Below are 26487 nucleotides of genomic sequence, written 5' to 3'. Positions count from 1 at the left end.
AAGGAGCGCCGAAATGGCCCCCAAAGTTCTTATTTCTGACAAGCTGTCAGACGCCGCCGTACAAATTTTCCGTGACCGGGGCATCGAAGTGGATTTCATGCCTGATCTGGGCAAGGACAAGGAAAAGCTTGAGGCGATGATCGGCCAGTATGACGGGCTTGCGATCCGGTCCGCTACAAAAGTGACCCAGAAAATACTGGACGCAGCGACCAACCTGAAGGTCATAGGACGCGCCGGGATCGGCGTGGACAATGTCGATCGCGAGGCTGCTTCGAAAAAGGGTGTGATCGTCATGAACACACCTTTCGGCAACATGATCACAACGGCCGAACACGCAATTGCAATGATGTTTGCCGTCGCGCGCCAGATTCCCGAGGCCAGCGCATCGACCCACGCGGGCAAATGGGAGAAATCCAAATTCATGGGCGTAGAGTTGACAGGCAAAACGCTGGGTGTGATCGGCGCGGGCAACATCGGCGGTATCGTCTGTGATCGCGCGCGCGGTCTTAAAATGAAGGTTGTCGCCTATGATCCGTTCCTAAGTCAGGAAAAAGCCGACAAGATGGGCGTTGAAAAGGTGGAACTGGATGATCTGCTGAAGCGCGCTGATTTCATCACCCTGCACGTTCCCTTTACCGATCAGACCGCAAATATCCTGTCTGCCGAGGCTATTGCGAAGATGAAAAAGGGAGTGCGTATCATCAATTGTGCCCGTGGCGGATTGGTGGACGAAGCAGCGCTGGCAGATGCACTGAAATCGGGCCACGTTGCCGGCGCGGCGTTTGATGTGTTCAAAACCGAACCTGCGATTGAAAACCCGTTATTCAATCTGCCCAATGTCGTTTGCACACCGCATCTTGGGGCCGCAACCACCGAAGCGCAGGAAAACGTTGCATTGCAGGTGGCGGAACAAATGTCCGACTATTTGCTGACCGGCGCAGTAACCAACGCGCTGAACATGCCGTCCGTGACTGCGGAAGAGGCCAAAGTGATGGGGCCATGGGTGAAACTGGCCGCGCATCTTGGTGCCTTTATCGGCCAGATGACAGACGAACCGATCAAGGCGATCAACATCCTTTACGACGGATCGGTCGCGGCGATGAACCTGGAGGCGCTGAACTGTTCGGTGATTGCGGGCATTATGAAAAAGGTAAACCCGGATGTGAACATGGTCAGCGCGCCTGTGATTGCGAAAGATCGCGGTATTCAGATCAGTACCACCAATCAGGACAAATCCGGCAGTTTCGATGGCTATATCAAAGTGACGGTCGTCACTGAAAAACGCGAAAGATCAATCGCGGGCACTGTGTTCAGCGATGGAAAGCCGCGCTTTATCCAGATCAAGGGCATCAATATCGACGCCGAAATCGGATCGCATATGCTTTACACCACGAATGAAGACGTTCCCGGAATTATCGGTCTTTTGGGGCAAACCATGGGTGAAAACGGCGTGAACATCGCCAATTTTACCCTGGGTCGATCGGCAGCGGGCGGCGAGGCGATTGCATTGCTTTATGTGGATGCCGCTGTGCCTGCCCCGATCCTCAAGAAGCTGTCGGACACAGGAAAATTCACTCAGGTCAAACCACTGGAGTTTGACGTTGCCTGACTTAGTTTAACCGCCGAAACCCAAAACGTCGCCCTGTCGGGGCGGCGTTATTTGTTTTATGGAACATCCAACACCCCAAAGGAGCGCCGGAATGACAAAACCAGTTTACGCCATCGGCGATATCCACGGCCAGATCGACATGTTGAAGGCCGCGCTGGCTTTGATCGAATCCGATGGCGGGCCTGATGCCAAGGTGGTGTTTCTGGGGGACTATATTGATCGCGGGCCGGACAGTTGTGCCGTCGTGCAGACGCTGATCGAAGGCTACGCACAGGGCCGCAACTGGAGGGCCCTCAAGGGCAACCACGATCGCTATCTGCTGCGGTTCATGAGCGACAAGAATGTGCATGACAGCCGGACCCGGCCTGACTTGATGTGGTTCAACCCGATCCTGGGGGGTGACAAGACAATGCTGTCTTATGGCGTTTACGCAAAGGATGGCGCATCGGTCAGCAATACACATACCGCCGCTTTGTCAGCCGTTCCCCAATCGCATCTTGATTTTCTGAACGATCTTGATCTGACCCACACCCACGACAAGCTGCTGTTTGTTCACGCCGGAATTCGCCCCGGCGTGCCATTGGCCGATCAGGTCGAAGACGATCTGATCTGGATAAGAGAGCCGTTTTTAAGCGATCCGCGGGACCACGGATATCTGATCGTGCATGGCCACACCGCGCTGGATGCGCCGCAGCACTATGGCAACAGGGTCAATCTTGACAGTGGCGCGGGCTTTGGGCGGCCCCTTACCACTGCGGTGTTCGAGGGGCGGGATTGCTGGTTGCTGACACCAAAGGGTCGTATTGCGTTTGGGCCGTGACTGTCGCGCACAACCTGTCTAGGTCCAGTCCAGAACAACCTTGCCACTTTGGCCCGATTTCATCGCGGCAAAGCCCTGTTCGAAATCATCAACCCCAAACCGGTGTGTGATAACGGCTGAAACGTCCAGTCCGTTTTGCAGCATTGCGATCATCTTGTACCACGTTTCGAAAATCTCGCGCCCGTAGACGCCCTTGATGGTGATGGCCTTGAACACGATGCGTGACCAATCCACAGGTGATTTGCCGGGCGGAATGCCCAGTAACGCAATGCGCCCGCCCATCACCAGCGCTTCGACCATCTGATCCAGCGCGCGCTGGTTGCCGGACATTTCCAGACCCACGTCAAACCCTTCGCGCATCTTCAGTTTCGACACTGTTTCGGCCAGTTCCTGTGTCGCCACGTTGACTGTCACAACATCGGCAACCCGCGCGGCCAGATCCAGCCGATCCTGATTGACGTCTGTAATGACCACATGGCGCGCACCCACATGGCGGGCCACTGCCGCGGCCATGATCCCGATCGGGCCTGCCCCGGTCACCAACACATCCTCGCCCACCAGATCAAAGCTGAGCGCGGTGTGAACCGCATTGCCCAACGGATCCAGAATAGCGCCGATATCGTCGGAAATCTCATCGGGCAAGGGCACGACATTGAATGCGGGCAGGCGCAGGTATTCGGCAAACGCCCCCTGTTCATTCACCCCGATTCCGCGTGTTTGCGGATCAAGATGAAACTTGCCAGCGCGACTTTGACGAGAGTTTTTGCCGATCAGATGGCCTTCCCCGCTGCACCGTTGCCCGATGTCCAACCCTTCCACATCACGACCCAGTTCGACGATCTCACCAGCGAATTCGTGGCCGGTGATCAGTGGAACAGGTACGGTTTTCCGGGCCCATTCATCCCAGTTCCAGATGTGGATATCAGTGCCGCAAATCCCGGTTTTCTTGATGCGGATCAGAACATCATCCGGTCCGATCTCGGGAACTGGCGCACGCTGCATCCACAGTCCTTCACGCGGGTGCGCTTTGACCAGCGCTTTCATTTCGTTGCTCATGTCAGAACCCCCACCGCCTTGCCGGCAACTTCGAATGCTGTCAGCGCATGATCCAGATCCGCCCAAGTCAGAGCCGCATTCATCTGCGTTCTGATCCGCGCCTGACCGCGCGGGACCACTGGAAAAAAGAACCCGGAAACATAGACGCCTTCGTCGAACAATCGCGCAGCCATGTCCTGTGCCAACCTTGCTTCACCCAGCATCACTGGCACGATCGGGTGCTGCCCGGGCAACAGATCAAACCCCAGCCGTTCCAGCCCGGCGCGCCAATAGGCTGTGTTTTCGAACAATTGCCGGCGCAAATCTGCCCCGTCTTGCACCAGGTGAATCGCCTCAATCGCTGCGGCTACAATTGCGGGCGGCAACGAATTGGAAAACAGATAGGGCCGCGCCCGTTGGCGCAGCAGATCAATCACAGGCTGCGGGCCTGCGATGTAACCGCCGATAGACCCGCCCAGCGCCTTGCCCAAAGTGCCTGTCAGAATATCGACATCCAGACCGAAGTGATCAGGCGTTCCTGCCCCGCGCGGGCCCATGAACCCTGTTGCGTGGCAATCATCCACCATGACCAGTGCGCCGGATTTCTTTGCAATTGTGGTGATTTCCGGCAGATTGGCCAGTGTTCCATCCATGGAAAACACACCGTCGGTTGCAATCATGATGTGGCGCGCACCATCTGCGCGCGCCTTTTCAAGCTGCGCCCTCAGATCTGCCATATCGTTGTTCCGGTACCGATAGCGTTTTGCCTTGCACAGCCGGATACCGTCAATGATCGACGCGTGGTTCAGGCTGTCGGAAACAACCGCGTCCTCCGGACCCAAAAGCGGTTCGAACAAACCGCCATTGGCATCAAAACATGCTGCAAACAGGATCGTGTCATCCTTGTTCAGAAATCTGGCCAGTGCCTGTTCCAGATCGCGATGGATATCCTGCGTGCCGCAGATGAACCGTACGCTGGCCATCCCGAACCCTTTTGTATCCATCGTGGATTTCGCCGTCTTGATCAGGTCAGGATGATCGGCAAGCCCAAGATAGTTGTTGGCGCAAAGATTGATGACCTGCCGCCCGCCAACCGCGATCTTTCCACCTTGAGGGGACGTGATCAAACGCTCGCGCTTGGTCATGCCGTCAGTTTCAATCTGGGTCAGGCTGTCGCGGATATGGGAAAGAAAGGCATCGGTCATGAAAGGCTCCTTTCGGTCATCCTAACATGACGGAACCGATTCCCAAACGAAAGAATACAGTATCACGGAAAAAATCCGTAATACCGGAATCAGGCGTTCTGGACCAACAAAAACGCACGGGCCGGACCGGTCGGCGCGGTGATCCGGTGGACAACATCTGCCGCGTAATAGGCGGTATCGCCAGCGCCCAGTTCTTCGGTGGCGTCCCCGGATGTCACCACGATATACCCTTCGATCACCGAAATATGTTCGCGCGCACCGCGCGTGTGCGGTTGGCTGTCCAGAACGCCGCCGGGTGCCAGGCGAAGTTCGTAAACCTCATTCCGGCCAGCCTGATCGGGTGGGGACAGGATCAGAATACGGCATCCTTCGCCCATATTGTCGATCGTAGGCACCTGGTCCGCACGCAAGATTTCAATTTGGTCGCTTAGGGGATTCGCATCCAGAAGGCCCGCGAAATCGACCTGCAATGCGCGTGTCAGGTTCCATAATGTTGCGATGGTCGGGCTGCTTTCGCCCCGTTCGATCTGGCTGACCATGGATCGCGACACGCCGGACAGTTTGGCCACCGCGTCCAGCGAAAGGCCTTGTGCGCGCCGCGCTTCTTTCAGGCGGGCGGGCAGTTTCGTCAAGATAGCGTCGCTTTTCTCCGTCATGGCGGAAACTTGGCCGGTTCCACCCGCGCTGTCAACGTCGCCTGATGTGGGTCGAATGTGGCAAAATGCTCAGTTGGCATCTTTGGGCTGACATCCGGCTTGCGTTGCTTATTATTGGCTTTGAAAACTTTCAAAGGAATCCCGAAATGACCGATATCGTAATTCTTGACGGCGCCCGCACTGCAATCGGCACTTTTGGCGGTGCGTTGGCCGGAACGCCCCCAATTGATCTTGGCGCCGCGGCGGCCAAAGCGGCGATGATCCGGTCCGGTGTCGAAGGTGGCCAGATCGGCCATGTCGTTTTTGGCCATGTGATCAATACTGAACCACGTGACATGTATCTGTCGCGGGTCGCCGCAATGCAGGCCGGAATTCCGGACACAACCCCGGCGATGAACGTGAACCGCCTTTGCGGGTCCGGCGCGCAAGCGATCGTGTCGGCGGTGCAATCCCTGATGTTGGGGGATGCGGAATTTGCGCTGGCGGGCGGGGCGGAAAACATGTCGCGTTCTCCGTTCATCATCCCGGATCAGCGCTGGGGCGCGAAAATGGGGGATATCCGAACGCTGGATATGATGCTGGGCGCGCTGAACTGCCCGTTCGGCACCGGCCACATGGGTGTGACGGCCGAAAATGTGGCCGCCGAACATGATATTTCGCGTGCCGCACAGGATGCCTTTGCCTTGGAAAGCCAGAACCGGGCGGCCAATGCATTGCAGAACGGATATTTCAAATCGCAAATCACGCCGGTCGAAGTACGCGTAAAACGCGATACCGTGCCGTTCGAAGTTGACGAGCACCCCAAAGCCACAACCGCTGACGCACTGGCCGGATTGCGCACCGTGTTCCAGAAAGACGGGACTGTCACGGCGGGCAACGCATCCGGTATCAATGACGGTGCGGCAGCAATTGTACTGGCCACAGCCGATGCGGCAGCCAAGGCAGGTCTGAAACCCAAAGCACGCGTTTTGGGCTATGCCCACGCCGGTGTTCGCCCCGAGGTGATGGGGATCGGGCCGGTGCCTGCTGTGGAAAACCTGCTGGCGCGCACAGGATTGTCGGTTGCGGATTTCGATGTGATCGAAAGCAACGAAGCGTTCGCTGCTCAGGCCTGTGCCGTGAACAAGGGCTTGGGTCTGGACCCAGCCAAGGTAAACCCCAACGGTGGCGCGATCGCGCTGGGCCATCCGGTTGGCGCAACCGGAGCGATCATCACGATCAAGGCGCTGTACGAACTGGAACGTATCGGCGGGAAAAGGGCGCTGATCACGATGTGCATTGGTGGCGGGCAAGGCATCGCGCTGGCGATCGAGCGGCTTTGATATCAACCTAAGACTGTTTCGGGGTTGGTGCGCATTGCGCCAGCCCCATGCGGATCAGTTCTGTTCCGGATATCCGGTAGTAGGTATTGATCCGCGCCCGCCCGGTTTTCAGGTACCATCCGCGCAATGGTTCCGGATAATGCGCCGCAATCAGATGGGACCAGTATTCAAACGCCTCCGGACGCAGGCGAACCCCGTAATTCGAAGGCCCGTGAAACCCGAAACTGGTGTCCGGCAATACGCAGGTCTGCGGCAGACCCAGATACAATGTGCAGGTTGAATAACAGACCCGCCCCCGCAGTTCGATTTTTTGACCGTTGGCACGGATCACAGCCAGCTTGGCCAGTTTGGTCCGGATTTTCCCGCCTCGGTCATTGCCGATGACAACCGTCTCTCGCGCCGAAATCTCTTGCGCCCGGATCAGTCCCGATCCCGTAAACGACGGACCGACAAGACACAAAAGGCAGGCTGCGAAACACCGCATCCACTGGCCAAATTTGCGCACGCAGCGCGTTGTGCCGGCGCACCCATACCCGAAACGGCCGCCAACAATGGCCGCGATAACGCTGTCATGCGCTGTCACGGCATTGCAGGACGTTGCCGAAAACGCGCCGTTTTCAAAGCTTGTGCAATTGGATAGGACCACCTGCATCGCGTTGGCGTCATCCTGATGAAAGCTCCACCCGTCTTTCGCTCCGCATGATGCATCACAATCAAAAAACGCGATTAATCCGTTTGTCCGTCGTATCCGCACCGCATCCAGAGGCGACGCTGTATTTGAAGGCGATGAATACCGAAAGGAACAGGACACACCAACAACGTTGCGATCTGCCGCTGCATCGCAGTGCAAAGCCCCTGTAATGCCACCTTCGATGTGGATATTCTCCAGATAAAGATCATCGGAATGATCCAGAAATCGCGCCCCGTTGAAGTTTCGGATTGCAGCAATATCGCGCGGGCCGGGTGCGCGACCGATGTTCACGTGCAAAACGGATCCGTCCTTGAACCAGGTGTTGACCGTCGCTTGACAGGCCACCAGATCGTTGGCTTGCACCAGTTCAGAATAAAGCCCGTTTTCGGTTCGCACATCGGTGCGAAACACCCTGTTCAAGGATGTAATTCCGGCGGAATATGTGCCGCCTGCATCGCTCCATTCGGCTTCAAACGGGCCTGTGCGGTACCAAACCGGGCCATTCCAACCGATCACGGCAACCGGATAGGCAGGTTCGATCTGTCCGTTTTTGGTAAAGGCGCTGCCCTCGAATTCACCTGATTTGATCAGAATGCGATACGCCGCGCCTGTTGCATTGCCCGCGCTGAAAGCGGCATGAATGGAACGTTTTGCATTTGTGAAATCGCCATCCATGCTGCCAAAGCCGCTGTTGCCATCATCGCCATCAACGCCGTCCACATGCAGGGCCGCACCGTCCCAGATCAAGGGATCAACCAGTTGACGTGGGTCCGTATTCAACCGAAAGGCACCACCGGCGGACATGCGCACATCCAGCGCAAGAACAGAACCGTCCCATCCCAATCCGTCCGGCGGACCGAAAAAAGACTGCTGGCGCGCGCGCGACGTACAATCAAACCCCAGGCCAATCATTAGTATAACCCGATAATGCCGGACGCGGTTGTACCGCCTGCACTACCAAGAACACGCCTTACCCGAAAAGGATAGACGACGCCGGCGGCAAGCCCCGGCAAGACAACGGTACTGCCATCCATCAGAATTGCGCCTACGTCACCTCCTGCGGCAACCATGATGGCCCGCGGCAAGACGCCAAGATCAGTGTTATCATCCGGTACAATCGAAAAACCGCCGGTCGCAGGGGCGGATAATCCGGGCTGGAAACTTGAAAAGTGGTCAAGGATTGGCATTCCTAACTCCTGCAAAATCAGCGCCAAACATGCAGTGCGAACCTGTCCAAAACATAACCGGACCGTGACGGTGGGCGTTGCGTTGTATTTTCGATGCACCGCAGCCAGCATTGCGCCTGTCGATACCTTTCAAATCGGTGCCAATCTGCTATTCGGAATAGGCGTACGATCACGAAGGCGGACGTTTTTGAAATAGACGGATTTGTCAGGGTTAGAACATGCAATCAATTTATCCGGTTCTGTTATGCGGTGGGTCTGGAACCCGTCTTTGGCCATTGTCGCGCAAAAGCTATCCCAAACAATTTTCACCATTGATCGACGCGCAATCCTTGTTTCAGGCATCGGCCATGCGCATGTCGGGAAAGACGCAGTCATTGTCTTTCAATGCACCCGTCATTCTTACAAATTCGGATTTCCGCTTTATCGTGACAGAACAATTGACCGAAGTCGGCATTGACCCCGGTGCAATTCTGATCGAACCACAAGGCAGAAACACGGCCCCGGCCATCCTTGCGGCGGCGCTTTACCTGTCAAAATCCGATCCCGATGCAATCATGCTTATCGCGCCGTCAGACCATGTGGTGCCTGACGCGGGCGCATTTCACGGGGTCGTTGAACAGGGATTGGCCGCTGTGGAAAAAGGCCAGCTTGTTACCTTTGGTATCACACCGGATCGTCCCGAAACCGGCTATGGCTATCTGGAACTGTCCAAAAAGCCAGACGGGTCCGGTGCCCCGATTGCCCTGTCGAAATTCGTCGAAAAACCAGATGCCACCACCGCAAAAAAGATGTTGAAAGCCGGAAACTTTCTTTGGAACGGCGGCATTTTCCTGTGTCGGGCAAGCGAAATCATCGCTGCCTTCAAAGCCCATTCACCTGACCTGATCGACCCTGTTCAGGCCTCGATAAACAACGCCAAAACAGATCTGGGTTTTTTGCGGCTTGCACCGGATGACTGGTCAAACTGCAATGACATTTCGATCGACTATGCCGTGATGGAGCGGGCCGACAACCTCTCGGTTGTTCCCTTCACCAGTGCCTGGTCTGATCTTGGCGGCTGGGATGCCGTCTGGCGCGAAACCAATCCCGACAAGGATGGTGTGTCTACCAGCGGTCCGGCAACAGCCATTGATTGTGAAAATACGCTTTTGCGATCCGAAAGCGAAACCTTGGAAGTGGTCGGTATCGGCCTGAAGAACATAATGGCAATTGCCATGAATGATGCCGTTCTGGTCGCAGATATGAACCGGGCGCAGGATGTAAAACTTGCTGTTTCGGCGCTCTCGGCCAAGGGTGCGACGCAGGCTGTGGCCTTTCCCAAGGATCACCGCCCCTGGGGATGGTTCGAAAGTCTGGTGGTCGGTGACCGGTTTCAGGTAAAGCGTATCGTTGTCCATCCGGGCGCGGCGTTGTCGCTGCAATCGCATGTTCACCGGTCCGAACACTGGATCGTTGTGGAAGGCACTGCAAAGGTCACGATTGACGATAAGGTGCAACTGGTGACAGAAAACCAGTCGGTCTACATTCCGCTGGGCGCTGTTCACCGTATGGAAAACCCCGGCAAGGTTCCGATGGTCCTGATCGAAGTTCAGACCGGTGCTTATGTCGGTGAAGACGACATTGTGCGGTATGAGGACGTCTACGCGCGCGAATGACGCGAATGAATTGCCGCCTTCACATCCGGGCACTCGCGGTTTAGCACAGGCTTCAAACAGATTTTTGCGCCTGAAAGAATGGAAAATTTGATGACAAAACGTGCAATGATAACGGGCGTCACCGGACAGGATGGTGCGTATCTGGCAGAACTTTTGCTTAAAAAAGGCTACGAGGTACACGGGGTCAAACGCCGGTCCTCGTCTTTTAATACGTCGCGTATCGATCACCTGTATCAGGATCCGCATGACCGCGAAGTCAAATTCAAGCTCCACTATGGCGATATGACCGACAGCACAAACCTGATCCGTCTCGTGCAGGAAATCAAACCTGACGAGATTTACAACCTTGCGGCCCAAAGCCACGTTCAGGTCAGTTTTGATACCCCGGAATACACAGCCAATGCCGATGGTATGGGCACCCTGCGTCTGCTTGAATCAATCCGGATTCTGGGCATGGAAAAAACCTGCCGGTTCTATCAGGCGTCTACATCCGAACTTTACGGTCTGGTTCAGGAAGTCCCGCAAAGCGAAACAACACCCTTTTACCCGCGCTCGCCCTATGCAGCGGCAAAGCTTTATGCCTACTGGATCACCGTCAACTACCGCGAGGCATACGGGATGCATGCGTCCAATGGTATCTTGTTCAATCATGAAAGCCCGTTGCGCGGAGAAACCTTTGTAACCCGCAAAATCACCCGCGCTGCTGCAGCGATCAGCCTTGGACTGCAAGACAAACTTTATCTTGGCAATCTGGATGCCAAGCGCGATTGGGGCCACGCACGTGACTACGTGGAAGGCATGTGGCGCATCGTTCAGCAGGAGACAGCGGAAGATTTCGTTCTGGCAACAGGGGAAACCCAAAGCGTGCGCAGTTTTGTTGACGCCGCGTTTGCAGCCGTTGGTATTTCCATAGGATGGAGCGGTACGGGCGTTGACGAAAAAGGCATCGATGAAAAAACCGGTCAGGTTCTGGTCGAAGTGGATGCCCGGTATTTCCGTCCGACCGAAGTTGACCTGTTGATTGGCGATCCGACCAAGGCGCGTGAAAAACTGGGATGGACCTATACAACCACCCTGTCGGAAATGGTGCGTGAAATGGTTGAAAGCGATCTGAAAGTCGTGGCGCGTGAAAAATCGCGCAAGGACCGCGAAGGATGATGTTTGATCTGTCCGGCAAACGTGTTTGGGTCGCTGGGCATCGCGGCATGGTTGGTGGCGCTGTTGTCCGTCGCCTTGCAAGTGAAGATTGTGAAATAATCACGGCCGGGCGCGATGTTGTCGATCTGACGGATCAGGCTGGCGTTGATCGCTGGATGGAAAAAACCCGCCCGGATGCCATCGTTCTGGCGGCGGCGAAAGTTGGCGGAATTCATGCCAACAATACGATGCCGGCGGAATTCCTGCGCGATAATCTGGTACTTGAAACAAACGTTATTCATGCCGCCTATCAATGCGGGGTCGAAAAACTTTTGTTTCTGGGGTCGTCCTGCATCTACCCCAAATTGGCGCCACAGCCGATCAGCGAAGATGCTCTTTTGACAGGCCCTCTTGAACCCACGAACGAATGGTACGCGATCGCCAAGATCGCGGGTATCAAGATGTGTCAGGCGTATCGCAAGCAATACGGCTGTGATTTCATTTCCGCACAACCAACCAACCTTTACGGACCGGGCGATAACTATAATCTTGAAACAAGCCACGTCTTGCCCGCACTTCTCAGAAAGTTTCACGAAGCAAAGGAAAGCGGCGCCAAATCCGTAACGCTGTGGGGAAGCGGAACACCGTTGCGCGAATTCCTGCATGTCGATGATCTTGCGGATGCGCTTGTGTTCTTGCTGAAATCCTACTCCGGCGATGTCCCTCTGAATGTGGGATCAGGTTCCGAGGTCACCATTCGCGAACTGGCCGAAACGATTGCCGATGTTGTCGGCTACAAGGCCGAACTGGTTTTTGATCCGTCAAAACCCGATGGCACACCAAGAAAGCTTATGGATTCTTCGCAACTGCACGCCCTTGGATGGAACAACGTGCGTTCCCTGCGCGATGGTATTGAACAAACCTATCAGGCGTTGGACGGTCGTTTTTCCTGATCACGGCCAAGTTTTTAAGATACGGGCGCACCCCGTGCCGCATAATCGGCATAACAACTGTGTTTGCCGCCTAAACCGTATCTTTTCATGCCTTTCAGACTGATTTGGGTCAGCACCAGCCCGGAAACGTTCACACCGGTACTTCGGAACAGCCTCAGCGTTTTACGGATTTGCACATCAGATGTGCTGTCCCATTTCACAGTCAGAAGAACGGTATCGGCCTGTTTCGCCAGAATGCACGCATCGGGGGTCGCCAGAACCGGTGGCGTATCAATGATAATGTAGTCGTATTGCGCGCGAAGCGTTTGCACCAGATCGCGAATGCGCCGTGAAGAAAACAGATCCGCCGGGTTCTTGCGTGTTGAATTCGCCGCCAAAATGTCCGCGCCATACCCTTCGGGGCGATGGATTCCCTCCCCGATCTGTGCCGTTTCGTTCAGGATAGACACGATTCCCGCCTCAGGAAGATCTTTGAATTGTTGGCGCAGTCTGCCCCGTCTGACATCGCCTTCGACAACCAGCACTTTCTTGTCCAAACCGCTCAATACTTCGCCCATGCTCAACGCGATTGTGGTTTTTCCTTCGCCGGGCATTGCGGAAGTGACCAGAATGACCTGTTTTTGACTTTCTTTCTGGGACAGAAGAATAGATGTGCGCAGGCCCCGCATGGCTTCCATGCGGCGTGCATCACAGGCTAGGTTCAAACGGGCAGGCTGAACGCGCCCCACATCAAGTGCAGGTATTTGCCCCAGAACAGGCAGGCCGGAAAACGTCTCTAATGCCGCAGCCGTGCGAAATGACGTATTGGCGGCTTCTTGCACCAGCACGTAAAGCGCTCCGCAGGTGAGACCGAAAAGGGCCGCCATCGTGATGATCAACGATTTTCGCGGGCTATGCGCAAAGCTTGGGACAACGGCATGCGACAACACCCGACTATCCGCCTGCTGAATACCTTTTTGCGCTGATGTTTCCTTCAGACGGCTTAGAAAATGCTCGTACAAAAGGCGCGTTGCGGCGGCTTCGCGGGTCAATTGCTGCAAAGCGATAAGGTCCTGACCTTGTTGATCGATCTGCAGGTCAAGCTTGGTTTCGGACGCTTGCAAAGCCGCAAGCTGTAGCGTTGCCCGGTCAGCTTCAATCCGGACACGTGACAGGATATCGCGGTACCGGTCATCGAATTCGGCAATACGATCGGGGGTTAGGCGCCCTGATGACAACATTTGCGTCAACAAAACATCATCTGCCACTGCGACCTTGTCATGTGGCGTTTGCGCATCCACCATCTTGCCCAACAGTCCCTGCATTTTTGCCTTCCGCGTATGCGCCGCAGCAATGCGCGCCCGCAATTCCTTCAACTGCCGCTCAAGAACCTGAAGGGCAGGGGCAGAAATCAACGCAGTTGCGGCGGTAAACTGCGCCACCTGCGCTTCTGCATCTTCCAGTTGCGATTGCAGTTCAGCAACGCGGCTTGCCAGCCATTTCGCCGCGTGCTCGGTGGCGTGTTGTTTTTCATTCATCTGGTTGTCGATGTACAATCTGGCGATGGTATCGGCGATTATCGCCGATTTTTCAGGCGATTGGGTCGTCACGGAAATCCTGAAGACATGACTTCCCGGAATATTGCGCACCGAAACCTTGGACAGCAAAACGTTTACGATCCTGTCCAGATCGCGCCCCGTCCTGTCATCATCCGTTGCCGGCGGACCAAAACTTTGGCCGCCACCGAGGACGGATTCAATTCCGCTGCGCAAACGCGTTTTCAGCCCTGGTTCGCGCAGATCGGCGTTGAATTCCGGATCGGACATCAGGTGCAAGTGGCGCGCAACGTCTGTCATGAGGGTGCGCGCGCGCAAAACTTCCACTTCTGACGTTACGGATGACGGTTCACCGGATACGGCTGCGATGACACTGGGCAATGCCACAACGCTGGTTTGGCGGGTATCGAAAATCACCACAACGCTTGATGTGTAAAGTGCCGTTGCAACGGCAAAAACGTAATAAGTTGTTAATAAAACCGCGACTACACTTGCGGCCGATATGATCATCTTGCCCCGCCACAGTGTCAGCAGCAGCGTTCGAAAATCGGCCCGGAAAGGTGCGGTCGTTTGTTCGGCAGGGCCATTCGGGTCCGGCAGGAACCGCGGTTCGTGTTGTGTCATGTCGCGAATACTCAGACCAATCGGTTTGAAATTTGGTTCGTTCAAATTGCAACGATTGGGTTAACGCCAGATTAAGAAAGGTGATGTTCATGCGCATCAATGCTGACAGGACACAACACTTGCCCGTACCATCGGGATCAAACCTGTATTACAGGGTCGGTTCGGCCTTCAGGTCCGGCCTGATTGGCGCAACTCTGCTTGCAATCTGGCCGATAACGACAAGCGCGCAAACGCTTGACTGCCAGAATCCGGACAATCTGGGAAATGATGAATGCCTTGGCGTCCCGCCCGATCCTGCCTTGGGGAACCCGACAAACCTCATACCGCTTTTGACGCCGTTGATCGGCCTGGCCGTCGCCGGCGCGCTGGCCGGCACCGGCGGTACAAGCACGCCAAGTACAACAAACCAGTAAGTCCGTTCCGGGCCGCTACCGATCAGAAATCCGGCAAATGCGTCCAATTCTGCAAAACCCAGAACAACAGTGCACCCAGCCCGCCGCCCAGCAGCGCCCAAAACACGGCTGCGGGCCATTTCGCCTCCGCGGGCGCCATGGCCTCGTTCGATTGCCGGATCAACGCCGCTTCGACCAATCCGGGCAATCGTGGGCCGAAACGCGCCATCACCCGCGCGGTCTTGGCAAGATCACTCACAATGGCCTTCGGACCGATTGATTGCTTGATGTAATCTTCCACTGTCGGGCGCGCGACCTGCCAGATATTGATATGTGGGTTCAGCGAACGGGCAACCCCTTCCACCACCACCATGGTGCGCTGCAAAAGGATCAGTTCGGTGCGGGTTTCCATACCAAACCGTTCTGTCACCTCAAACAGATAGTTCAACAAACGCCCCATGGAAATCTGCGTTGCGTCCATTCCGAAAATAGGCTCGCCAACAGCGCGCAGGGCGCGGGCAAATTCATCGACATCCTTGTCTGCGGGCACATACCCGGCTTCGAAATGCACCTCTGCGACACGTTTGTAATCTTTCCGGATAAAGCCGAACAGAATTTCGGCATAAACCCGGCGGGTATATTCATCGATATGGCCCATGATCCCGAAATCATAGGCGATGATGTTGCCGTTTGGCGCAACTTTCAGATTGCCCTGATGCATGTCCGCATGAAAATAACCGTCGCGTAAGGCGTGCTGCAAAAACAATTGCAACACCCGCTCGCTCAGTGCTTTTCGATCGTGCCCCGCAGCATCAATTGCCGCATTGTCCCCCATCGGGACACCATCGGCCCAGCCCAGTGTCATCACCCGCCGCGCCGACAGGTCCCATTTGATCGGGGGCAGCTGGAAACCCGCATCGTTCTTTGTATTTGCCGCAAATTCCGACGCTGCGGAGCTTTCCAGTCGCAGGTCCAGTTCACCACGCACCACACCGTCAAAATGCTCGACAACCTCCATCGGGCGCAAACGCCGTGACCCCGGCGAAAACACTTCGACCATGCGTGCCGCAAGATAGAATGCGTCGATATCCTTGCGAAAGGCGCGTTCAATTCCGGGGCGCAGCACTTTTACGGCCACGGCCTCGCCATTGCTGATCAGCCGTGCCTTGTGCACCTGCGCAATCGAAGCGGCCGCCACCGGCTCGCTGAACTCGGAAAACACGCTGTCTACGGGTTGGCCCAGCTCTTTTTCAACCTCGGTGCGAGCCTTGTCGGTTGGAAACGGCGGCAGCTTGTCTTGCAAGACCCGCAATTGAACAGCCAGCTCATCCCCCACCACATCCGGGCGGGTCGAAAGAACCTGTCCGAATTTGATATAGGCGGGTCCCAAAGCTGTCAGCGCGCGGGTCGCGGGCGGCATCGTAACATCACCTTTGAGACCCAGCCATTTAAACGGCCAGCCCAGCGCACGGGCTACAAACCGCAGTGATTTGGGGGCTTCGAACGCATCCAGAACGACATTCATTGCACCTGTTCGTTCCAGCGTTGCACCGGTGCGGACCAGCCGCCAGATGTTGTGCGGTCCTCGCATGGTCTAGATCTTCCATCCGGAATGAAGCGCGGCAACACCCATTGTCAGGTTGCGATACTTCGCGTTTTCGAATCCGGCCTGCCGAACCATATTCAGAAACGTCTCCTGATCCGGAAAGTTCCGGATCGATTCGACCAGATATTTATAGCTTTCGCTGTCATTGGCGATCAGCTTGCCCATGCGGGGGATCACGTTGAAACTGTAAAGGTCATAGGCCTTTTGCAGTGCGTCGTTCGGCAATTGCGAAAACTCCAGCACCATCAACCGCCCGCCCGGGCGCAAGACACGATAGGCCTCGTTCAGGGCCTCTTGCGGACGGGTCACGTTGCGGATGCCAAAACTTATTGTATAGACATCAAAGCTGTTATCAGGAAACGGCAGCGCCATCGCATCACCGACAACCCAATCCAGGCTATCGGCCATTTGTTCCGCTTCTGCCCGTTTGCGCCCTTCGACCAGCATCGATTCTGTTAGGTCCAGCACCGTTGCATGCCCGGAACCGGCCCGTTTCAGAAATCGAAAGGCGATGTCACCAGTGCCGCCGGCCACGTCCAGCAGTTTTTGTCCGGCACGCGGGGCCAGCCAATCCATCATTGCGTCCTTCCAGATCCGGTGAACCCCTGCTGACATCACATCGTTCATGACATCATATTTTGTGGCTACAGAGCTGAAAACGCCCTTCACCCGTCCGGCCTTTTCGGACTCGGGCACTGTTTCAAAACCGAAATGGGTTGTTTTGTCGTCGCTGTCTGTCATCTGGCCTGACCGCTGTGTTACATCGCCCTTGTTATAGGGCGCATGTCGCCATGCACAATGCGCCCCTTTTGCACAAAGGACATATGATGCCTGAACTCCCCGAAGTTGAAACTGTGCGCCGTGGGCTGCTTCCGGTGATTGAAGGGCAAACGATCGCGCGTGCAGACGTCAACCGCCCAGATCTGCGCTGGCCCTTTCCCGAAAATATGGCGCAGCGTTTGACGGGGCAGAAAATTGTCGCGTTGCGACGCCGCTCGAAATATATTCTGGCTGATCTGAAAAGTGGCGAAACGCTGCTGATCCATCTGGGTATGTCCGGGCGCATGCTGATTTCCGGCGATCCGCTTGGGCAATTCGTACATGACCACCCCGCAGCGGAAAAACACGACCATGTTGTTTTGCACATGCAAAACGGTGCGCGCATCACCTTCAATGATCCACGCCGCTTTGGTGCAATGGACCTGCTGGATACCGCAACCGCCGACTCTCACCGGCTTTTGGCGGTTTTGGGACCCGAACCTTTGGGTAATGATTTTAACGAACCTTATCTGGTCGCAGCGTTCAAAGGAAAGAATACACCCGTCAAATCCGCCTTGTTGGATCAGAGAATCGTTGCGGGTCTGGGTAATATATACGTCTGCGAAGCCCTGTTTCGCGCCCACATCTCGCCCAAACGCCGCGCCGGCCAGCTTTCGGCGCGGCGAGTCGCATCACTGGTTCCTGTCATCCGCCAGGTTCTTGCCGATGCGATAAAAGCGGGCGGATCTTCATTGCGCGATTTCCGCCAAGCTGATGGGGAACTGGGATATTTTCAGCATTCCTTTGATGTTTACGGCCGCGAAGGCGCCCCGTGCCGGACACCGGATTGTACCGGAACCATCGCGCGACTTGTGCAATCGGGGCGCTCGTCTTTCTATTGTCCGCAATGCCAAAGATGACTTGAACCCGCCGCGTGTCGTGCTAATCCTTTGCGCCTGACCGGAACAAGCGAAAGCAGAATTATGGCCTTTGAGACGATCATCGTCGAAGTTGAAGACCACGTTGCCTTGATCAGGCTGAACCGCCCCGACGCAATGAATGCCCTGAACACCAAACTATTGGGCGAACTGTGCACTGCGCTGGAAGACGCAGACCAGAACGACAAGGTCCGGTGCATCGTGATCACCGGATCGGACAAGGCGTTCGCTGCGGGTGCCGACATCAAGGAAATGTCCGAGATGTCCTATGTCGAAGTCTTTCTGAAAGACCTGTTCGGCTCCGAAGGCACGCGTATCACCAAGACCAGAAAACCTGTTATCGCAGCCGTTGCAGGCTATGCGCTGGGCGGGGGATGCGAACTTGCCATGATGTGTGATTTCATCATCGCAGCCGACACCGCCAAATTCGGACAGCCCGAAATCAATCTGGGCGTCGTGGCCGGTATTGGCGGAACCCAGCGGCTGACACGTTTTGTGGGCAAGTCCAAAGCAATGGATATGAACCTGACCGGTCGTTTCATGGACGCAGCCGAAGCGGAACGCGCCGGGCTGGTAAGCCGCGTCGTTCCCGCCAAGAAATTGATGGAAGAGGCAATGGGCGCTGCTGGCAAGATTGCCGAGAAATCGGTTCTGACAGCCATGGCCGTGAAAGAGGCGGTCAACCGCAGCTATGAAACCACGCTGAGCGAAGGCATCTTGTACGAACGGCGCATGTTTCATGCGATGTTCGCCACTGAAGATCAATCCGAAGGTATGGCGGCGTTTCTGGAAAAAAGAACTGCGCAGTTCCGCGACAAATAGGCAGACACGACAGTTTTCCGGGGAATATCGGGCCAGAATGCGATTTGCGGCCCATTCATCGGGCGCACCCTGTTGACAGGGCGGCGACTCGGGCCTAAAGACGCGAATTCAGATTACACCCTACCCAAACCGTGGGACGACATAACATGGCCAATACGCCTCAATCAAAAAAACGCGCGCGCCAGAACGAGGCCCGCTTTCAAGTCAACAAAGCGCGTCGTTCGCGTATCCGCACCTTCCTGCGCAAAGTGGAAGAAGCGATCGCATCGGGCGACCAGTCGGTTGCTGTGAACGCATTGCGAGAAGCACAGCCAGAACTGATGCGCGGTGTCTCCAAAGGCGTGTTTCACAAAAACACAGCTGCGAGAAAAATGTCACGCTTGTCTTCTCGGGTAAAAGCGCTGGGCCAAGCCTAAGCCGCACCGACTAAGCGATTGACCGATAAAGGTGTCCCGACCGGGGCGCCTTTTTTTGTTGTGCGGTTTTCGCAGACCCGATCGTGACATGGGTCTGCCCGGCTGACAGATTCTTTTCACAAAAAGATGAGTCAAGATTAGAGTTCAGTTGCCGCTGCCGTTCCGAAGTTGCTACCAACAGTACAGCGATTCACTTCGCCTTGGGGGGACAGGCTCCACACCGGATAGATCCTATTTGCACGGATCGCGTAAGGGTGCGGATGTGTCGGCGGTGCAACCCGATTGCATAACCACACCCTGCCGGATTTCTGGTTGAAGAACCAGCTTTTCGGTCCTGTCAAAATTGTTGTGCGCGCGCGGCGTGCGGTGGATTGGTGTACAAACCGGGCGAACCGGAACACCAGAAACCGGCGTCAAGCAGTGATGATTTGGTTCGGCACCTGTTGGTGATCGTGCTCCTTCTGCGGGGTGCGTCGCATCGCGTGGTGTTGGGTAATGGGTAAGGCCGATTGGGACGGTCTGTTTGGGGGCTCATTGATGGCAACGATTAGAATAGAAGGGCTTGGACGGGCGACTTTATGACTCAAGAAAAATGGGGACAACTCAGACAACAGCTGCTGAAGACGGTAGGTCAGAACAACTATAAGACATGGATCGAGCCTCTGGAATTTTCCGACCTCAAAGATGGCGTTGCCACATTCCATGTCCCGACAAATTTCATCGGAAATTACGTATCTCAAAACTTTGCAGACCTGATCCTGTATGAACTGAATTCAACAGGTGCATCGGTTCAGCGCGTATCGTTCCGCGTGCCTGCAAATGCCACCGCTATCCCTGCCAAGCCGGTGTTCAAATCGGCCAAGGCCAAACCCCAGACCAGCGAATCCGGCCTGACGGCCGCGCCGCTGGATGCCCGGTTCACATTTGACAGCTTTGTCGTGGGCAAACCCAACGAACTGGCCCATGCGGCTGCGCGCCGTGCCGCCGAAGGTGGGCCTGTAACCTTTAACCCGCTGTTTTTGTATGGCGGGGTCGGGCTCGGTAAAACGCACCTGATGCACGCCATTGCTTGGGAACTGCGCGCCCGTCACCCCGAACTGAACGTGCTGTATCTATCGGCCGAACAGTTCATGTACCGCTTTGTTCAGGCATTGCGCGAACGCAAGATGATGGATTTCAAGGAACTGTTCCGCTCGGTCGATGTGTTGATGGTGGATGATGTTCAGTTCATTGCCGGAAAAGACAGCACGCAGGAAGAGTTCTTCCACACATTCAACGCGCTGGTTGACCAGAACAAACAGATCATCATTTCCGCCGACCGCGCCCCGGGCGAAATCAAGGATCTTGAGGATCGTGTGAAATCGCGGCTGCAATGCGGCCTGGTGGTTGATCTGCATCCCACGGATTACGAATTGCGGTTGGGCATTCTGCAAACCAAAGTTGAAAACTACCGCACCATGTATCCCGAACTGAACATTTCGGATGGCGTGCTGGAATTTCTGGCCCACAGAATCTCCACCAATGTGCGCGTGCTCGAAGGCGCGTTGACCCGCCTTTATGCTTTTGCGTCGCTCGTTGGCCGTGAAATCACGATGGAACTGACACAGGATTGTCTGGCCGACGTGTTGCGGGCATCGGAACGCAAGATTTCCGTTGAGGAAATCCAGCGCAAGGTTTCGGATCACTACAATATCCGCCTGTCCGATATGATCGGGCCCAAGCGTGTGCGCACGTATGCGCGGCCCCGACAGGTCGCCATGTATCTGTGCAAGCAGTTGACCAGCCGGTCGCTTCCGGAAATCGGGCGTCGGTTCGGCGGGCGCGATCACACCACTGTCATGCATGGCGTCAAGCGCATTGAAGAACTGAAGCAACAGGATGGCCAGATCGCCGAAGATATCGAACTGCTGCGCCGCGCGTTAGAGGCGTAGCGGCACGCGGCTCTGTCTGTAACTGCCCCATCGTGGCGGGTGGGCAATCAAATCGAACGCACATTTCCCTAATTCCGGCGCTGGCTTGCGCAAAGCTTGCGCCGGAAACACAATTTCCGTTTTCCTGATCACTCTGACACCCGATGTTCCAAGCGGCATCTTGACCCTTGCTCCAAAGCAATGGACAAACGAACACAGAACAAAATGCTTGTACGGGGGGCACAAACCGCTAGGTTGCTCGTCCCGGTAGTCCAAAGGGTGGAACACATGAAACTCAGCATCGAACGCGGCGCATTGCTCAAGGCCGTGTCTCAGGCCCAGTCGGTTGTGGAACGGCGCAACACGATCCCCATTCTGGCCAACGTGCTGATCGAAGCGGAAGGCAGTGATGTGCATTTCCGTGCCACCGATCTGGATATCGAAGTGGTCGACAAGGCACCTGCGCAGGTCGAACGGGCAGGCGCAACCACTGTGTCAGCCACGACCTTGCACGAAATCGTGCGCAAGCTTCCGGACGGGGCACTTGTTACCCTGACAGCGGATAATGCTGCAGGACGCCTCACAGTCGAAGCGGGAAGGTCGAACTTTTCCCTTGCGACGCTTCCGAAGGAAGATTTTCCCGTCATGGCGTCCTCGGAATATGCATCCAATTTTTCTGCGCCCGCACCGGTGTTGCGCAGGTTGTTCGACAAATCGAAATTTGCGATTTCCACTGAAGAAACACGGTATTATCTGAACGGCGTTTATATGCACATATCGGATGCGGATGGCGGCAAGGTTCTGCGCTGTGTTGCAACCGATGGCCACCGGCTGGCCCGCATCGATGCGCCGTTGCCGGAAGGCGCGGGCGACATGCCCGGTGTTATCGTACCCAGAAAAACCGTTGGTGAGCTGCGCAAACTGCTGGAAGACGACGATATGCAGATCGCGGTATCTGTTTCGGAAACAAAGGTCCGTTTTGCAACGCCGGATATCACACTGACGTCCAAAGTGATTGATGGAACATTCCCGGACTACACGCGCGTTATCCCGCAGGGAAATACGCGCAAACTCGAAGTGGATGCCGCCGAATTTGCCCAGGCCGTTGATCGTGTCGCAACCGTATCCTCCGAACGGTCGCGCGCTGTCAAACTGGCGCTGGACGAAGATCGCCTGATCCTGTCTGTCAACGCCCCCGACAGCGGTGCCGCCGAAGAAGAACTGGCGGTTGCCTATGGCGATGAACGGCTGGAAATCGGGTTCAATGCAAAATACCTTCTGGAAATTGCATCTCAGGTGGATCGCGAAAACGCGGTGTTCATGTTCAACTCGGCCGGCGATCCGACACTGATGCGCGAAGGCAACGATACCAGCGCCGTCTATGTTGTCATGCCGATGCGCGTGTGACCCAGAACGGGAACCGGCGAAAACCCCTCTGCGCGGCGACTGACGCAAACGGACATACCTGATGACGTCACTTCATATTTCTGAACTGACGTTGTCCCACTTCCGCTCGCATAAAATGGCGCGGATCGCCTGCGATGGCCGCCCTGTGGCGATTTTTGGGCCCAACGGCGCGGGTAAAACCAACATTCTCGAGGCTGTATCGCTGTTTTCGCCGGGGCGCGGACTGCGCCGTTCCAGTGCCGAAGATATGGCCCGCCGCCCTGAAGCCTTGGGATGGAAGCTGACAGGCATCCTGCACTCGCTCGCTCAGGTACACGAGGTCGAAATCTGGTCTGAAAGTGGCGCTGCCCGCCAGGTAAAAATTGATGGCAAATCGGCCTCGCAACTGGCGCTGGGTCGGATTGCGCGCGTCTTGTGGCTGATCCCGTCGATGGATCGGCTTTGGATCGAAGGGGCCGAGGGCCGGAGGCGTTTTCTGGATCGCATGACGCTCAGCTTCATACCGACCCATGCCGAGGTATCGTTGGCGTATGACAAGGCAATGCGCGAACGTAACCGCCTGCTGAAGGATCAGGTGCGCGAACCGTCATGGTACACCGCACTCGAGGCCCAGATGGCCAGTGCCGGGGCCACCATCCATGCCAACCGGATCGCCGCACTGGCTCTGCTGGCCGATGCCCAGCAGGATGCGCAAACGGCTTTTCCCAGTGCCACGCTGGAATTGATACAGACCGATGGCGACATGCCCGAAACCCAAGATGCGCTGCGCGATGCTTTTGCCGAAAACCGGTTCCGTGATCTGGTGGCCGGGCGCACCCTGATCGGCCCGCACAGAACGGATGTTTACGGCGTTTATGCCGCAAAAAATGTGCCGGCGCGCGATTGTTCCACGGGCGAACAAAAGGCGCTGCTTGTGTCCCTTATTCTGGCGAACGCAAGGGCCCTGACCCGTGAATTCGGCGCGCCGCCGCTGTTGCTTCTGGACGAGGTCGGCGCCCATCTTGATGCAGATCGCCGTGCTGCCCTTTATGACGAGGTTGTCACACTGGGTGCGCAGGCATGGATGACAGGCACCGGCCCGGAATTGTTCGACACGATGGGCGACCGCGCAATGTATCTGGAAGTGACCGAAGAATCCGGTCTTTCACAGGTGCGACAGGCGCAACCCTGACGGCCGTTTGCGCTTTGGAACGGGTGCTTTTGTGCTTGGGCGAAATACCCCGCCAAAAGGCACAAAATATAGGGCAAACGCGTGACATCCCCCCCAATACCCAGTATAAAAAGCGAAAATAACAAAGGGATTTTCGGATGTCCGAAACCGAACAGGTGCCAGAAGAATACGGCGCTGATTCCATCAAGGTTCTCAAAGGCTTAGAGGCGGTGCGCAAGCGTCCCGGTATGTACATCGGCGACACCGATGACGGGTCTGGCCTGCACCACATGGTGTACGAAGTCGTAGACAATGGCATTGACGAGGCGTTGGCCGGTCATGCCGACGCGGTGAACGTTGTCATTCACGCGGATTCAAGCGTTTCCGTCAGCGACAACGGACGCGGAATACCCGTGGGTATCCACGAAGAAGAAGGCGTGTCTGCTGCCGAAGTCATCATGACCCAGCTTCATGCAGGGGGTAAATTCGACAGCAATTCGTACAAGGTTTCCGGCGGTCTGCACGGTGTTGGTGTGTCCGTGGTAAACGCATTGTCCGATTGGCTTGAATTGCGCATCTGGCGCAACGGCAAGGAACATTATGCAAGGTTCGAAGGCGGCTTTACGACTGAACACCTGAAAGTCGTGGGCGAATGTGGCGACCGCACAGGTACCGAAGTGCGTTTCATGGCGTCGACAAACACCTTTTCAAACCTTGATTATTCATTTCAGACACTGGAAAAACGGCTGCGCGAACTGGCGTTCCTGAACTCCGGTGTGCGTATCATCCTGACGGATGAACGCCCCGCCGAACCGTTGCGCTCGGAACTGTTTTACGAAGGTGGCGTCAAAGAGTTTGTGAAATACCTCGATCGTCACAAAAGCTCGGTCATGCCGGAACCGATTTTCATTACCGGCGAACGCGACGACATCGGGATCGAGGTCGCGATGTGGTGGAATGACAGTTACCACGAAAGTGTTCTGCCGTTTACCAACAACATTCCGCAACGTGATGGCGGCACCCATATGGCCGGATTTCGCGGGGCGCTGACGCGCACGATCAACAATTATGCGCAAAGTTCTGGTATCGCGAAGAAGGAAAAAGTCAGCTTTACCGGCGACGATGCCCGCGAAGGTCTGACCTGCGTGCTGTCTGTCAAAGTGCCTGATCCGAAGTTTTCATCCCAGACCAAAGACAAACTGGTCAGTTCCGAAGTACGCCCCGCTGTCGAAGGGTTGGTGAACGAAAAACTGGCGGAATGGTTCGAGGAAAACCCGAACGAGGCCAAAATCGTTGTTGGCAAGATTGTCGAAGCGGCACTGGCGCGCGAAGCGGCGCGAAAGGCACGGGATCTGACCCGTCGTAAAACGGCGATGGATGTGAACTTTCTGGCTGGAAAGCTTAAGGATTGTTCGGAAAAAGACCCGTCCAAAACTGAAGTGTTCCTTGTCGAGGGTGACAGCGCCGGTGGATCTGCCCAAACCGGGCGTGATCGTCAGACCCAGGCCATTCTGCCCTTGAAAGGCAAAATCCTGAACGTTGAACGGGCGCGGTTTGACCGCATGCTTGGGTCACAGGAGATCGGCAACCTGGTGATGGCGCTGGGCACAGGGATCGGACGCGATGAATTCGATATCTCGAAACTGCGCTATCATAAGATCGTCATCATGACGGACGCGGACGTAGACGGCGCGCATATCCGCACCCTGTTGCTGACATTCTTTTACAGGCAAATGCCGGAACTGATCGAACGCGGCCATCTCTATATTGCGCAACCACCGCTTTACAAAGTGTCACGCGGCAAATCCGAAGTGTACCTGAAGGATCAGGCCGCGATGGAAGAATACCTGATCAATCAGGGCGTCGAAGGCGCCATGCTGAAACAGGGAAATGGCGAAGAAATTTCGGGGCAGGACCTGTTGCGCGTCGTTGATATGGCCCGCCAGATGCGCCGCGTGCTTGAAGCGTTTCCAACGCATTATCCGCGCCACATCCTTGAACAGGCGGCCATTGCCGGGGCCTTTGCCCCCAGTGTTGTCGACGCCGACCTGCAAGGCACCGCAGACAAGGTGGCCGAGCGTCTGAACCTGATTGCGCTGGAATATGAAAAGGGCTGGCAGGGCCGCATCACCCAGGATCACGGCATCCGTCTTGCGCGCATCCTGCGCGGCGTGGAAGAGGTGCGCACCCTTGATGGCCGCATCATGCGTGGCGGCGAGGCAAAGCGCACCGGGGCGTTCACCCAAAGCCTGCAGGATGTCTATTCGCTGCCGGCTCAATTGATCCGCAAAGACAGAAGCCAGATGATTTATGGCCCGATGGACTTGCTGGATGCCATTCTGGCCGAAGGCGAAAAAGGTCTGTCCCTGCAGCGTTACAAGGGACTGGGTGAAATGAACCCTGATCAGTTGTGGGAAACCACGCTTGATCCGGACGCTCGCACTTTGTTGCAGGTTCGCGTCGAAGACATGGCCGAAGCTGATGATCTGTTTACAAAACTGATGGGGGATGTGGTTGAACCACGCCGCGAATTCATTCAGCAAAATGCCCTGAACGTCGAAAACCTGGATTTCTAGGTCTGAATACGGGCGGCTACAGCGCGTTTGTGCGGGAACCGCCCGTTTCGGTTTTCTGATCCGAACCAAGCACTGAAACTGG

At 55.9% G+C, this 26487-nt stretch carries 22 protein-coding genes; 14 read left to right on the top strand and 8 right to left on the bottom strand.

Annotation, left to right across the window (positions count from 1 at the left end):
- Positions 1-13 precede the first annotated feature (13 nt).
- Positions 14-1609, top strand: coding sequence for a phosphoglycerate dehydrogenase (serA, locus tag OLX72_RS06290; RefSeq protein WP_114871980.1), 1596 nt, complete (start codon positions 14-16; stop codon positions 1607-1609).
- A gap of 91 nt (positions 1610-1700) precedes the next feature.
- Entirely contained in the window at positions 1701-2429 is a 729-nt protein-coding gene (locus tag OLX72_RS06285; protein WP_114871981.1) for a metallophosphoesterase family protein, read from the top strand.
- Positions 2430-2447: 18 nt separating this feature from the next.
- Here the strand turns inward: OLX72_RS06285 and tdh are convergent, their stop codons facing one another.
- The 3 genes from tdh to OLX72_RS06270 form a co-directional block, all read right to left on the bottom strand.
- The gene (gene tdh / locus OLX72_RS06280) at positions 2448-3485 is read right to left on the bottom strand and encodes an L-threonine 3-dehydrogenase (protein WP_114871982.1); all 1038 of its coding nucleotides are present in this window, start codon (positions 3483-3485) and stop codon (positions 2448-2450) included.
- Positions 3482-4669 carry a glycine C-acetyltransferase gene (locus tag OLX72_RS06275; protein ID WP_433990064.1) on the bottom strand — a complete coding sequence of 396 codons (1188 nt, stop codon included), beginning with the start codon at positions 4667-4669 and terminating at the stop codon, positions 3482-3484. The genes tdh and OLX72_RS06275 overlap by 4 nt, the downstream gene beginning before the upstream one ends.
- 89 nt (positions 4670-4758) lie before the next feature.
- Positions 4759-5325 carry a helix-turn-helix domain-containing protein gene (locus tag OLX72_RS06270; RefSeq protein WP_114871984.1) on the bottom strand — a complete coding sequence of 189 codons (567 nt, stop codon included), beginning with the start codon at positions 5323-5325 and terminating at the stop codon, positions 4759-4761.
- A gap of 146 nt (positions 5326-5471) precedes the next feature.
- Between OLX72_RS06270 and OLX72_RS06265 the strand changes: the two genes are divergently transcribed.
- Positions 5472-6647, top strand: a complete 1176-nt coding sequence (locus OLX72_RS06265; protein WP_433990063.1) for an acetyl-CoA C-acyltransferase family protein — start codon at positions 5472-5474, stop codon at positions 6645-6647.
- Between the two features lie 7 nt (positions 6648-6654).
- Here the strand turns inward: OLX72_RS06265 and OLX72_RS06260 are convergent, their stop codons facing one another.
- Positions 6655-8250 carry a hypothetical protein gene (locus OLX72_RS06260; RefSeq protein WP_433990062.1) on the bottom strand — a complete coding sequence of 532 codons (1596 nt, stop codon included), beginning with the start codon at positions 8248-8250 and terminating at the stop codon, positions 6655-6657.
- Positions 8250-8525, bottom strand: a complete 276-nt coding sequence (locus OLX72_RS06255) for a spike base protein, RCAP_Rcc01079 family (RefSeq protein ID WP_114872507.1) — start codon at positions 8523-8525, stop codon at positions 8250-8252. The genes OLX72_RS06260 and OLX72_RS06255 overlap by 1 nt, the downstream gene beginning before the upstream one ends.
- Before the next feature lie 218 nt (positions 8526-8743).
- Here OLX72_RS06255 and OLX72_RS06250 point away from each other — a divergent pair, with 218 nt between their 5' ends.
- The 3 genes from OLX72_RS06250 (at position 8744) to fcl (ending at position 12270) form a co-directional block, all read left to right on the top strand.
- Entirely contained in the window at positions 8744-10180 is a 1437-nt protein-coding gene (locus OLX72_RS06250; protein WP_433990061.1) for a mannose-1-phosphate guanylyltransferase/mannose-6-phosphate isomerase, read from the top strand.
- Positions 10181-10270: 90 nt separating this feature from the next.
- Positions 10271-11338 (top strand): GDP-mannose 4,6-dehydratase, encoded by a 1068-nt coding sequence (gene gmd / locus OLX72_RS06245; RefSeq protein ID WP_205389012.1) that lies wholly within the window; start codon positions 10271-10273, stop codon positions 11336-11338.
- Positions 11335-12270: a GDP-L-fucose synthase gene (gene fcl, locus OLX72_RS06240; protein ID WP_114871999.1), complete on the top strand. Its 936-nt coding sequence runs from the start codon at positions 11335-11337 to the stop codon at positions 12268-12270. Before gmd ends, fcl begins: the two co-directional genes overlap by 4 nt.
- 14 nt (positions 12271-12284) lie before the next feature.
- Here fcl and OLX72_RS06235 read toward each other — a convergent pair whose 3' ends face one another.
- Positions 12285-14429, bottom strand: coding sequence for a polysaccharide biosynthesis tyrosine autokinase (locus tag OLX72_RS06235; RefSeq protein ID WP_433990060.1), 2145 nt, complete (start codon positions 14427-14429; stop codon positions 12285-12287).
- A gap of 89 nt (positions 14430-14518) precedes the next feature.
- Between OLX72_RS06235 and OLX72_RS06230 the strand changes: the two genes are divergently transcribed.
- A complete protein-coding gene (locus OLX72_RS06230; RefSeq protein WP_162798181.1) occupies positions 14519-14842 on the top strand; it encodes a hypothetical protein in 324 nt (107 codons plus the stop codon).
- A 22-nt stretch (positions 14843-14864) separates the two neighbouring features.
- Here OLX72_RS06230 and ubiB read toward each other — a convergent pair whose 3' ends face one another.
- Both ubiB and ubiE read right to left on the bottom strand, forming a co-directional pair.
- On the bottom strand, positions 14865-16412 hold the full coding sequence (gene ubiB, locus OLX72_RS06225) for a 2-polyprenylphenol 6-hydroxylase (protein ID WP_114872002.1): 1548 nt from the start codon (positions 16410-16412) through the stop codon (positions 14865-14867).
- A 3-nt stretch (positions 16413-16415) separates the two neighbouring features.
- Positions 16416-17168: a bifunctional demethylmenaquinone methyltransferase/2-methoxy-6-polyprenyl-1,4-benzoquinol methylase UbiE gene (gene ubiE, locus OLX72_RS06220; protein ID WP_433990059.1), complete on the bottom strand. Its 753-nt coding sequence runs from the start codon at positions 17166-17168 to the stop codon at positions 16416-16418.
- Positions 17169-17254: 86 nt separating this feature from the next.
- Between ubiE and mutM the strand changes: the two genes are divergently transcribed.
- From mutM to gyrB, 7 genes are all read left to right on the top strand, one after another.
- The gene (gene mutM / locus OLX72_RS06215; RefSeq protein ID WP_114872508.1) at positions 17255-18106 is read left to right on the top strand and encodes a bifunctional DNA-formamidopyrimidine glycosylase/DNA-(apurinic or apyrimidinic site) lyase; all 852 of its coding nucleotides are present in this window, start codon (positions 17255-17257) and stop codon (positions 18104-18106) included.
- Positions 18107-18169: 63 nt separating this feature from the next.
- Positions 18170-18946, top strand: coding sequence for an enoyl-CoA hydratase (locus tag OLX72_RS06210; protein WP_114872004.1), 777 nt, complete (start codon positions 18170-18172; stop codon positions 18944-18946).
- A gap of 146 nt (positions 18947-19092) precedes the next feature.
- Positions 19093-19362, top strand: coding sequence for a 30S ribosomal protein S20 (rpsT, locus tag OLX72_RS06205; protein WP_114872005.1), 270 nt, complete (start codon positions 19093-19095; stop codon positions 19360-19362).
- Between the two features lie 578 nt (positions 19363-19940).
- On the top strand, positions 19941-21293 hold the full coding sequence (gene dnaA, locus OLX72_RS06200) for a chromosomal replication initiator protein DnaA (RefSeq protein ID WP_433990058.1): 1353 nt from the start codon (positions 19941-19943) through the stop codon (positions 21291-21293).
- Positions 21294-21560: 267 nt separating this feature from the next.
- A complete protein-coding gene (gene dnaN, locus OLX72_RS06195; RefSeq protein ID WP_114868463.1) occupies positions 21561-22679 on the top strand; it encodes a DNA polymerase III subunit beta in 1119 nt (372 codons plus the stop codon).
- A 61-nt stretch (positions 22680-22740) separates the two neighbouring features.
- Entirely contained in the window at positions 22741-23850 is a 1110-nt protein-coding gene (gene recF, locus OLX72_RS06190) for a DNA replication/repair protein RecF (RefSeq protein ID WP_114868464.1), read from the top strand.
- 137 nt (positions 23851-23987) lie between these two features.
- Positions 23988-26405 (top strand): DNA topoisomerase (ATP-hydrolyzing) subunit B, encoded by a 2418-nt coding sequence (gene gyrB, locus OLX72_RS06185; protein ID WP_433990057.1) that lies wholly within the window; start codon positions 23988-23990, stop codon positions 26403-26405.
- The last annotated feature ends 82 nt before the right edge of the window (positions 26406-26487 follow it).

It is taken from the genome of Sulfitobacter sp. TBRI5, assembly GCF_051013555.1.
Lineage (GTDB): Bacteria > Pseudomonadota > Alphaproteobacteria > Rhodobacterales > Rhodobacteraceae > JL08.
The sequence above is the reverse complement of the archived record's forward strand: the minus strand, read 5'-3'. Positions and strand labels throughout refer to the sequence as shown.